The organism is Streptomyces durocortorensis (genome assembly GCF_016901035.1).
In the GTDB taxonomy this organism is placed as follows: Bacteria; Actinomycetota; Actinomycetes; order Streptomycetales; family Streptomycetaceae; genus Streptomyces; species Streptomyces durocortorensis.
Genome location: NZ_JAFEUF010000370.1, coordinates 1 through 2,701, shown reverse-complemented (window position 1 = coordinate 2,701; position 2,701 = coordinate 1). Strand labels below are relative to the sequence as shown.

The window sequence follows — 2,701 nt, the reverse complement described above, 5'->3', positions numbered from 1 at the left end:
GGCGGGGGCGGGGGGCGGGCGGGGGGGGGTGGGGGGGGGGGGGGCCGGGGGGCCGGGGGGGGGGGGGGCGGGCGGTTGGGGCCGGGCGCCTGGCCGGGCTGCTGCGGGTAGCCGTAACCGGGCTGCGCCGGGGGCTGTTGCGGGTAGCCGTACGCCGGGGTGCCCGGCGGGGGCGTCTGCGGCGGGCCGGCCGGGGGCGTCGGCGGCTGTGCGTGGGGCGGCTGGCCGGGCGGCGTCTGCGGCGGCTTGGCCAGGTCCGGCTGACCCTGGGGCGGCTGGTCCTGGGGCGGCTGAGGAGCTCCGTTCGGCGGCTCCTGCGGAGCCCCGAAGCCTCCCTGCGGCGGTTGCTGGCTGGGCGGCTGGCTCATATCAGCACGTCCCCCTTCGTGCGGCCCGGTGCGCGATCCGGTCTCCCCCGCGATTCCGAGAGGGGTCAATCCCCCTCGGAAAGGAGCGAATCGGGCATGGCTTCCGCAGTGTTACGACAGTCGGGCGGGGCTTCTTTGTACCACCCGTCCGCCACCCGGCACCGGCTCGGTCCAGCCCCTGTTCCCAAGGGAGAACCGCCTTGTGATGCCCTCGTTACGCCCCGGCCGGAGGTGATGGTCAGTCACCGAAGGCGATGATCGTCTCCAGGTCCATCTCCTCCGCGTCGTTCTCCGCGCTGACGCGGCCGGCGGCGACCAGAGAGCGGCCGTCGGCATAGCGGACCACGGGCTCGAACATCTGCTCGGCACCTCCGGCCGCAGCAGGATGCCGCAGAACCGTCTGCAGAGCGCCGCCCTGCGGCCCGAGGGCCATGATGCCGCCGCCGTTCTCGCCCTTCGAGTACGGCGGAGTGAGATACAGCAGCACCTTGCCGTCCTCGACCCGCATCGGGTGCAGCGTCTGCGCGGCCGGCGCCGGCACCTTCCACTTCATCTTGCCGGTCTTCATGTCGAAGGCGACGACGGAGTTGGTGAACTCGCCGTCCACGTGAGCGGGCTTCGTGGCGAGGTAGAACGTGTCACCGCCGGCGGTCGCACCGAGGCAGTCCTCCAGGTTCTCGTCCGGCTCACCGCACTCGATCTCGAACTGCTCCTTGCCGGGGTCGGGCTGGGCGAGGAGGTCGCCGTCGTTGCTCAGGAGCGCGATGGCCCACTGCGGCTCCCCCGTGTCCTCGTCCTTCCGCAGCGAGACGACCGGCGGTTCGACGGAGTAGAACCGGTCGATCCTCCAGCCCTTCTTGACCTTGTACGTCCACACGGTCTTGCCGGTGGCCGGGTCCATGCGCCGCACTTCCTCGTCCGGGGTGGCGTCGTCACCCGGGCGCTTGCGGCAGTCGACCGCGGCGAGCGGGACGTCGCCGCTGGTGAAGCCGTACGGCTGGCAGAAGCCCGGCAGCCGGTCCCACAGGGGCTTGCCGTCGCTGATCCGGTAGGCGTCGGTGCGGGTCGTCCGTCCGACCGTCAGGACGTCGCCGTTGACCGCCATGACGATGTTCGACAACCCGTCCGTCATCGAGGAACGGTCGAGGGTGGCGGTCCAGCCCGCCTTGCCGGTGGTCAGGTCGATCATCTGGAGCTTCTCGCAGTCCGCACCTTCGACGGTGTCTTCCCGGAGAGCGATGACGATCTTGCCGTCCGGGCTCGGCTGCGTCGGCGCGCCGCAGACGTCGGCCGGAAGCCGCAGGCTCCACTTCTGCGAGCCGTCGTCGAGGGAGTAGCCGGACGCCGTGCGGTACATGGCCTTGGCCACGATGCCGCCCGTGATCCACGGACCGCGCACGCCGACGCCGCCCTCCGGCACGTCCACGTCGTTCTTCTGGAGCCAGCGGACCTTCGCCTCGCCGTCCTTGCGGTCCTTGTTGAGCTCCGCAGCACCCGGGCCGGGCGTCAGCTTCGGGCTCGGCTCGCCGCTGGGCTTCTTCGGGGCGGTGCTCTCCTTCGCGACGGGGTTCTTGTCGTCGGTGCCGTCGTCGCCGCCCACCGCGAACCAGACGCCCGCCCCGATGACGAGGAGCCCGGCGAGCACGGCGGCGACGAGACCGGCGGCCCGGCCCCGCGGACGCCCGCCGCCCCCGGACCCGGACCCGCCGGCGGGCGGCTGCTGGGGTTGGCCGTACGGCACGGTGGGCGGCTGCGGGTAGCCGGGCGGCACAGTGGGCGGGTGCGGCTGCGACTGCGGGTAGCCGTACGGCACGGTGGGCGGCTGCGGCTGCGGGTAGCCGTACGACGGCGTGGGCGGCGGACCGTACGGGCCGGGCTGCGGCTGGTGTTGCTGCTGCCCCGGCTCTCCGTACGCACCGGGCTGCGGTTCGTACGGTGCGCCGAAGCCTCCCTGCTCCCCCGGGCTGCCCTGCGGCGGCGGCTGCGACATCGGTTGTGGTCCCCCTCGAACGTACGGTCCCTGCCGCCCCGTTCTACCATCTGCCGCCGCAGCCCCGTCGGTCCGGTCAGGCGTCCTCGGCCAGCTCCAGCCAGCGCATCTCCAACTCGTCCCGCTCAGTGACGAGTTCACGCAGTTCGGCGTCGAGCTTCGCGACCTTCTCGAAGTCGGTGGCGTTGTCCGCGATCTGCTTGTGCAGCGTGGTCTCGCGGGTGGAGAGCTTGTCGAGCTGCCGCTCGACCTTCTGCAACTCCTTCTTCGCGGCACGGGCCTCCTGCGCCGAGACGGCGGGGGCCGCGGCGGGGGCTCCGGACGCTGTCTCATATAAACATCA

2 protein-coding genes and 1 pseudogene (1 of these 3 cut by a window edge) are annotated in these 2,701 nt (G+C 72.4%); all 3 read right to left on the bottom strand.

All coding sequences use genetic code 11. The features are described 5' to 3' along the window. On the bottom strand, positions 1-368 hold the 5' portion of the coding sequence (locus tag JS521_RS33945; protein ID WP_205086731.1) for an outer membrane protein assembly factor BamB family protein. 1,663 nt of this gene lie to the left of the window's left edge; only the first 368 of its 2,031 coding nucleotides appear in the window; its start codon is at positions 366-368; the stop codon falls past the left edge of the window. A gap of 238 nt (positions 369-606) precedes the next feature. Continuing rightward, the gene (locus JS521_RS33940; protein WP_205086730.1) at positions 607-2,358 is read right to left on the bottom strand and encodes an outer membrane protein assembly factor BamB family protein; all 1,752 of its coding nucleotides are present in this window, start codon (positions 2,356-2,358) and stop codon (positions 607-609) included. Between the two features lie 76 nt (positions 2,359-2,434). Then, positions 2,435-2,680, bottom strand: a pseudogene (locus tag JS521_RS33935) (ABC transporter C-terminal domain-containing protein); the annotation flags it as partial. Between the last annotated feature and the right edge of the window lie 21 nt (positions 2,681-2,701).

Excerpts from the sequence above, each read along its gene's own strand:
- JS521_RS33940 (WP_205086730.1), bottom strand. The coding sequence starts at position 2,358 with ATGTCGCAGCCGCCGCCGCAGGGCAGCCCGGGGGAGCAGGGAGGCTTC.